The sequence below is a fragment of the Rhodoplanes elegans genome (assembly GCF_016653355.1).
In the GTDB taxonomy this organism is placed as follows: Bacteria; Pseudomonadota; Alphaproteobacteria; order Rhizobiales; family Xanthobacteraceae; genus Rhodoplanes; species Rhodoplanes elegans.
In genome coordinates, this window is sequence record NZ_NHSK01000070.1 from 1 (window position 1) to 6,625 (window position 6,625).

At 65.3% G+C, this 6,625-nt stretch carries 8 protein-coding genes; 5 read left to right on the plus strand and 3 right to left on the minus strand.

Annotated features, from left to right (window positions below):
• Window positions 1-297 precede the first annotated feature (297 nt).
• From hslV to CCR97_RS07260, 4 genes are all read left to right on the plus strand, one after another.
• The gene (hslV, locus tag CCR97_RS07245) at window positions 298-867 is read left to right on the plus strand and encodes an ATP-dependent protease subunit HslV (RefSeq protein WP_111359253.1); all 570 of its coding nucleotides are present in this window, start codon (window positions 298-300) and stop codon (window positions 865-867) included.
• A complete protein-coding gene (locus CCR97_RS07250; RefSeq protein ID WP_111359252.1) occupies window positions 864-1,349 on the plus strand; it encodes a GNAT family N-acetyltransferase in 486 nt (161 codons plus the stop codon). Before hslV ends, CCR97_RS07250 begins: the two co-directional genes overlap by 4 nt.
• The gene (gene hslU / locus CCR97_RS07255; RefSeq protein ID WP_111359251.1) at window positions 1,346-2,656 is read left to right on the plus strand and encodes an ATP-dependent protease ATPase subunit HslU; all 1,311 of its coding nucleotides are present in this window, start codon (window positions 1,346-1,348) and stop codon (window positions 2,654-2,656) included. Before CCR97_RS07250 ends, hslU begins: the two co-directional genes overlap by 4 nt.
• A 123-nt stretch (window positions 2,657-2,779) precedes the next feature.
• Window positions 2,780-2,926, plus strand: coding sequence for a hypothetical protein (locus CCR97_RS07260; protein WP_170145985.1), 147 nt, complete (start codon window positions 2,780-2,782; stop codon window positions 2,924-2,926).
• Window positions 2,927-2,955: 29 nt separating this feature from the next.
• Here the strand turns inward: CCR97_RS07260 and CCR97_RS07265 are convergent, their stop codons facing one another.
• Together CCR97_RS07265 and CCR97_RS07270 are read right to left on the minus strand one after the other, a co-directional pair.
• Complete coding sequence (locus CCR97_RS07265) at window positions 2,956-3,303, minus strand: 4-fold beta flower protein (RefSeq protein ID WP_111359250.1); 348 nt, start codon at window positions 3,301-3,303, stop codon at window positions 2,956-2,958.
• A 274-nt stretch (window positions 3,304-3,577) separates the two neighbouring features.
• Window positions 3,578-4,216, minus strand: coding sequence for a hypothetical protein (locus CCR97_RS07270; RefSeq protein WP_146618868.1), 639 nt, complete (start codon window positions 4,214-4,216; stop codon window positions 3,578-3,580).
• 232 nt (window positions 4,217-4,448) lie between these two features.
• Here CCR97_RS07270 and CCR97_RS07275 point away from each other — a divergent pair, with 232 nt between their 5' ends.
• The gene (locus CCR97_RS07275) at window positions 4,449-5,630 is read left to right on the plus strand and encodes a hypothetical protein (RefSeq protein ID WP_146618867.1); all 1,182 of its coding nucleotides are present in this window, start codon (window positions 4,449-4,451) and stop codon (window positions 5,628-5,630) included.
• Between the two features lie 454 nt (window positions 5,631-6,084).
• Here the strand turns inward: CCR97_RS07275 and CCR97_RS07280 are convergent.
• Window positions 6,085-6,625: invasion associated locus B family protein (locus CCR97_RS07280; RefSeq protein ID WP_207199407.1), on the minus strand; the 541-nt coding region annotated here is incomplete at its 5' end.

Here is a 6,625-nt window from a genome sequence, read left to right on the forward strand (position 1 = left end):
TTCCGCCACTGGGGGCGGGTGCGGACGCGGGGGCCGAGCCGCGCGCTGCCGCTTACCTCTCCCCGTCGCGCGGGGAGAGGTCGGAGTTCGCGCCCGTACGCGCGGACTCCGGGTGAGGGGGCGTTTCGTGGATACGGAGGCGCCCCCTCACCTCACCCCACCCCTCTCCCCGCTCGGCGGGGAGAGGGAGCGCCGGCGCCGTGCGCGGCCCAATGCCCGGCCGCGTCCGAGTTTCCCCTCGCGTTGCAAAGGGGTCGGGCCGCTCCTAGATCAGGACGTCACCGAGGTTTCATGCTGATGTCTTCGCACGAGTCCGACCCGCCCGCGTCGTCCGCCCTCTGGCACGGCACCACCATCGTCACGGTCCGCAAGAACGGCATCGTCGCGGTCGGCGGCGACGGCCAAGTGTCGATCGGCCAGACCATCGTCAAAGGCAACGCCAAGAAGGTGCGGCGGCTCGCCGGCGGCGGCGTGATCGGCGGCTTCGCCGGCGCCACGGCCGACGCGTTCACGCTATTCGAGCGGCTCGAGGCCAAGCTCGAGCAGTATCCGGGCCAGCTCATGCGGGCCGCCGTCGAACTCGCCAAGGACTGGCGCACCGACCGCTATCTGCGCCGGCTGGAGGCCATGATGATCGTCGCCGACCCCAAGGTGTCGCTGGTGCTGACCGGCACGGGCGACGTGCTGGAGCCGGAGAACGGCGTGATGGGCATCGGCTCCGGCGGCAACTACGCGCTCGCCGCCGCCCGCGCCCTGATCGACACCGACATGGACGCCGAGGCGATCGTCCGCCGCTCGCTCGCCATCGCGGCCGAGATCTGCGTCTACACCAACGACAAGGTCGTGGTGGAGACGATGACGACGTGATCGGCCTCTACCAGTTCCGTCCGTTCACGGCCGCCGACCTGCCGCTGATGGCGACGTGGCTGGCGCGCCCGCACATGGCGGAGTGGTGGGGCGACCCCGACGAGCAGCTCGCTCTGGTCGCCGGCGATCTCGATCATCCCGACATGGACCAGTTTCTCGTGCTGGCCGACGGCGTGCCGTTCGCCTATCTGCAATGCTACCGGCTCGGCGCCTGGAACGAGGGCTTCGGGCCGCAGCCCGCCGGTACCCGCGGCATCGACCAGTCGATCGGCGAGCCCGCCATGCTCGGCCGGGGACACGGCTCCGCCTTCGTTCGTCAGTTCGCCGATGGCCTCCTCGCGGCCGGAACGCCGCGGGTGGTCACCGATCCCGATCCCGCCAATGCCCGCGCGATCCGCGCTTATGAAAAGGCCGGCTTCCACCGCGACCGCGTGGTCGCGACGCCAGACGGCCCCGCCCTCCTGATGGTGCGCGACCCATGACCGACTTCTCCCCCCGCGAAATCGTCTCCGAGCTCGACCGCTTCATCATCGGCCAGCACGACGCCAAGCGCGCCGTCGCCATCGCGCTGCGCAACCGCTGGCGCCGCCTGCAGCTGGACGACAGGTTGCGCGAAGAGGTGATGCCGAAGAACATCCTGATGATCGGCCCGACCGGCGTCGGCAAGACCGAGATCTCGCGCCGGCTCGCCAAGCTCGCGGGCGCTCCGTTCATCAAGGTCGAGGCGACCAAGTTCACCGAGGTCGGCTATGTCGGCCGCGACGTCGAGCAGATCGTCCGCGACCTCGTCGAGGTCGGCATCGCGCTGACCCGCGAGCGCAAGCGCAAGGACGTGGCCGCGCGCGCCCATCTGGCGGCCGAGGACCGGGTCGTCGAAGCACTGGTCGGCGCGAACGCCTCCGCCTCCACCAAGGAGGCGTTCCGCCGCAAGGTGCGGTCCGGCGAGATGGACGACAAGGAGATCGAGATCGAGGTCGCGGCCGGCGGCGGCGGCGGCATGCCGATGTTCGAGATCCCGGGCATGCCGGGCGCCCAGATGGGCGCCGTCTCGCTCGGCGACATCTTCGGCAAGCTCGGCGGCGGCCGCACCAAGACCCGCAAGGTCACGGTGAAGGAGTCCTACGAGATCCTGATCGCCGAAGAATCCGACAAGCTGCTCGACCAGGACGCCGTCGTGCAGGAGGCGATCAAGACGGTCGAGAACAACGGCATCGTCTTCCTCGACGAGATCGACAAAATCTGCGGCCGCGAGAACCGCGGCGGCGCCGACGTGTCGCGCGAGGGCGTGCAGCGCGACCTCCTGCCGCTGATCGAGGGGACCTCGGTGTCGACCAAGCACGGCACCGTAAAGACCGACCACATCCTGTTCATCGCGTCCGGCGCCTTCCATCTGGCGAAGCCCTCGGATCTCCTGCCCGAGCTGCAGGGTCGCCTGCCCATCCGGGTCGAGCTGAAGGCGCTGACGCGCGACGACTTCCGGAGAATTCTCACCGAGACCGAGGCGTCGCTGATCAAGCAGTATGTGGCGCTGCTGAAGACCGAGGGCGTGACGCTCGACTTCCAGGAGAGCGCCATCGACGCGATCGCCGACGTCGCCGTGTCGGTGAACTCGACGGTCGAGAACATCGGGGCGCGGCGGCTGCAGACCGTCATGGAGCGGGTGCTCGACGAGATCTCGTTCGCGGCCCCCGACAAGGCCGGCGAGACGCTCGTGATCGACGGCGACTACGTCAACAGCCGCGTCGCCGACCTCGCCAAGAACGCCGACCTGAGCCGGTTCATTCTGTGACGACCGCGCGCATTCGAACCGACGTCTATCCGTCCTCATCCTGAGGAGCGCCCGAAGGACGCGTCTCGAAGGACGAGGACGGCCACATGGTTCGAGACGCGCTCCTATGGAGCGCTCCTCACCATGAGGATGATCGTCGGGGCGAGCGGAAAGATCGTCGCGCGCGATCCGTCGAAGCGCGGCGTCACGTCGTCGGGCAATGTCGGGGAGAAGGCGACGGCGCCGGGCGCGCGTACCGCGCGGGCCCGGCCGGTCGGTCGGACGATCTGATCAGGGCCGATCAGATCGGCTCGAAAACGTCAGAACGGGAACTCGACCGCCCAGCTGGCGCTGCGGGCCGGATGGGCCGGCGGCGTCGCGCGGGCCTGGAAGCCTTCCACGACCGGCGCCTTCGGCTCGGCCGGCGGCGGCATCTGGGGCGGCCGGATGACGCCGAGCCCGAAGGCGTCGGACGCCCACACCACGACGGCGCCGCGCGTGTTGCGCATGTGGCCGTGCTTCCACCAGCCGATGTGCTGGCCGCTGCTGTCGTAGACGCTGTGGCCGTCGATGGAGGCCAGGTGGCTGCCCTGCAGGCTGATGATGCGGGCGTGCTCGGCGTGGAGCCAGGCCCGCACGCGGCCCAGGCGGTCGTAGAGGGGTTCCATGGCAGTTCGATCTCGGTCCGGGGGTCGATGCGGCACGGCGTTCGGACGAGCGTCGTATCCGCTTGGTGATATATCACGTTCTGCGCTGAGCGAAAAACGCAAGAACACATACACGAGGTGCGCGATCGACCCATACGGCACCACCAGGGCAGGCACAATCACCATCTCGGGTGGTACGAATTATCTCAAAACGACAATTACGGACTAAGAAACTCTCACATCAGGGAAATTCCGACATCGAGGGTCTGCAGGCGTACCTAATGATTGGTGATCGTTAATTGCGCGAACCGCGCAAAGATAGGCTGATCCGGGTCACGATGTCGTCCCAGGCCTTCTCCTCGGCCTGCGGGTAGGCGACGTAGATGCAATGCATCCGCCCCGACGCCCGGGCCGGGAAGTTGCAGCGGCTGTAAAAGATCTCGCCCTCGTTCACGCCCGAGACGGCGAAGAAGCGGTCGGTGATGCGACGATAGTCGAGCGCGCCGGCCGGGACCTTGAGGTTGGTGCGGACGAATCGCTCCGGCGTGAACGCCTCGTCGTTCGGCTCGACATAGACCATCAGCTTGGCGCGCCCGTCGGCCGACTGCAGCTCGACGCCCTCGCCGCGCCGCGCCGGCCCGACCTGTTCGGTGAAGATGCCGGCCGGCACGTCGACCCGGGTGCCGGCGGCGTCCGTGAATACGGTCCAGCCCGGCCGCTCGAGCCCGGCGGTGCGCCCACTGGCGGCGGGCTCGACTGCCCGCTCCTGCGCCACGGCTTCCAACCCTGCAACGATTTCAGCCACTGCCCAGGCAATCGCCGCGAGCGACCTAATGCCGCTTAACACCTTCATCTCGACCTCCGCTGTCCATCTCCCCGCGATCTGTCGATGGCAACGCGCCGAAAGCCTCCGGGCTTCGCCCATATCGATCACGAAGTGCTCATAATTCCCCGCCGGCCGTGCCGGTGGTAGTTGCGACCGACAACTCGTTGCCTGCCGCAGCGTCGTGTCGAGCACGACCCTGCGGCCTGAAAGCTCTCCCATCTCGTACAGCTCCCCTTTCCGCCGAGACTCACTCGATTGTTATCTTCCGCGCATGCTCGTCATGATACTGTTTTCAACTTAAGCGGGAGATTCCTGTTCATTTCTCGGAGGGGGGGATGTGATGGCCTGGGGTCAACGCATCAAAGGATTTTTGCAGTCTCTTCTGCAATTTAAGGCGGCTGCGTTTGCACTGGCCTCGATCGCCGGATTCTTGTTGATGATCATTTTCGTTTTGTGGTGGGTGAACGGAGCTTCCAATCCTTCGAACGAAGAAAGTGTCGCCAAACAATGGAATTCGGCCATAGCCAAGCTTGGCCTCGATCCGATTTATCCTCCGCAAGAGGATATCGCGGTCGGCGATATTTTCTTGATTTTGACAGACGACGCCTTAGGAGAAAAAGCGTCAGAGACGTTGCAGGGCCGGTCTTTAAAGATCTGGCACGTCGACCTTTCAGCAGACCTGAAGACTGCTTACAAGCAGACATTCATCTTCCCGGAGACGGCTCCAAGACCAAAGGGAAACGACGAGATCTGGCCCCAAACAGTCGCGCAGACCTCGATCTTCGATCTCCCGACGGACCGGCGACACTTGCCCATCCTCATTCTCCCAGACTTCACAGTCGCTCATGTACGACGGGCCTCGGGTGCCGTTGGTTTCGGAGCGAAGCTCCTCAATCTAGTGGGAGTGACCGATTCGGAGGAGAACAGAACAATCGAAATTCGGATTCCATCGGCCGAGACCTACGGAGTCTCGGCAATCGTCGCCAACAGCTACCTCAACGAGTTTTGCTCGAATCCACGATCGCGGCCGATATGTACCGAAGAAGGCGCCCGCGGGTTCATGTCGACTCTCGTGGGTGACCTCGCATTCCAGAGAGTGCCTACCGGTAAGCCCGATGGAAGTACGAAATTTCGGTTAGGTGTCGAAATCCTGTTGGTCAATCGCCTTTACTTGACCAGATCGATAGAAAGCGTCGCTCAAACATCCAGCAATTTCGGCGTCGAGGCAAAAGCGGTATCCAAAGTCGCGGAGGTTCTTCAAGCTTTAGAGTCGAAGACCCAGGCCTCTGGCGACGCTCCTGCCAAGCCTCAGCCCGAATCTGCGGAATTGCTCAACTTGCGCCAAGCTCTCGAGGACCACAAAAGCCGCCTGAAAGCGATCATGCTGGAAACACTCGGATCAAGTCCCGCAGCAATCTCTACACTGTCTGCAAGTCACAACAGAATCGCGGTTACCCAAACTCTTCAGCGTCCCGTGCCCATTGCGTTCCGAGCCGTCAGAACCCGCCTGTTGGAGCAATAATCGCCCTCGCCGCAAGTGGAGGAACAAAATGGTCCGTCTTTTCTGCTATCTCATCATGTCAGGAGTTGCCATCGCCCTGGCCTGCGGAACGTCTGTGTTCGGGCAACCGAGCGGTGCGATCTCGTCGCCGACAATTCCGCCCTCCTCGAGACCACTCGAGACGCAACCCTCCTCACCATGCGCTCCTGGCGACCTGCTCTGTAGAGGCGTCGCTTCCCCGCCGGACTCGAAATCCGGTTCTGCCGGTGGGATGCGGCAACAACAGATCGATAGAGATCTTAAGGGCGACGGCTCCTTCCCAGGAATACAGATGCAAAAGATTCGGTGACCCTCTCAAGAGAGCGTATCATTCGCCACAGCGACGCAATCATCATCTAGGAAATACGGCTCCAGAACAGCGGCTTCGGACTGGGCCACCCGCATCGCCTGACAGACGGAATTTAGCGCCCCGCCTCTACTGGCACTCCTGCGCTACCCGGTCGAGCGCCTGGGCGAGGCCTTTGAGGACGTAGATATCGGTCGAGGCGGTGCCGCGGGCCGAGACGCCCTTGATGGTGGCGTCGCCGGCGCGGCGCAGCGATTCGACCAGCCGCGGCTCCTCGGCAGCGTTCTTGATCCAGCCGCCGTCGGCCTGGGTGTAGAGCGGGAAGCTGGCCCCGCCGACCTCGAGGGTCGCGTCGGCATTGGGCTTGAAGCCGTAGCCGAAGATCACCGAGATCTCGTCCTTGACCCGCTCGCCCGGCCGCGAGGCGACGAACAGGAAGGCGGGATCGCGCGGCCGGTTGGGCGGCGTCGTCTCGGCCCGGCTCGGCTTGGCGAGCGCGAAGCACACCTTGCGGCCGCCCGGGCTCGCCGTGTAGGCGCCCCAGCCGCCGTACTGGCCGAGCAGCTGCGGCTGTGCCCCACTCGTCATCGAAGCGGGCGGCGTCGCCGGCTGGGCGGCGGCCGGCGTCTGCGGCCGCGGGGCCGGCGGCTTCGGCTTGGGCGGCTGGGCG

Coding starts and splice junctions, on each gene's coding strand:
- hslU (WP_111359251.1), top strand. CDS start 1,346: ATGACCGACTTCTCCCCCCGCGAAATCGTCTCCGAGCTCGACCGCTTC.
- CCR97_RS07260 (WP_170145985.1), top strand. CDS start 2,780: ATGAGGATGATCGTCGGGGCGAGCGGAAAGATCGTCGCGCGCGATCCG.
- CCR97_RS07275 (WP_146618867.1), top strand. CDS start 4,449: ATGGCCTGGGGTCAACGCATCAAAGGATTTTTGCAGTCTCTTCTGCAA.
- CCR97_RS07265 (WP_111359250.1), bottom strand. CDS start 3,303: ATGGAACCCCTCTACGACCGCCTGGGCCGCGTGCGGGCCTGGCTCCAC.
- hslV (WP_111359253.1), top strand. CDS start 298: ATGTCTTCGCACGAGTCCGACCCGCCCGCGTCGTCCGCCCTCTGGCAC.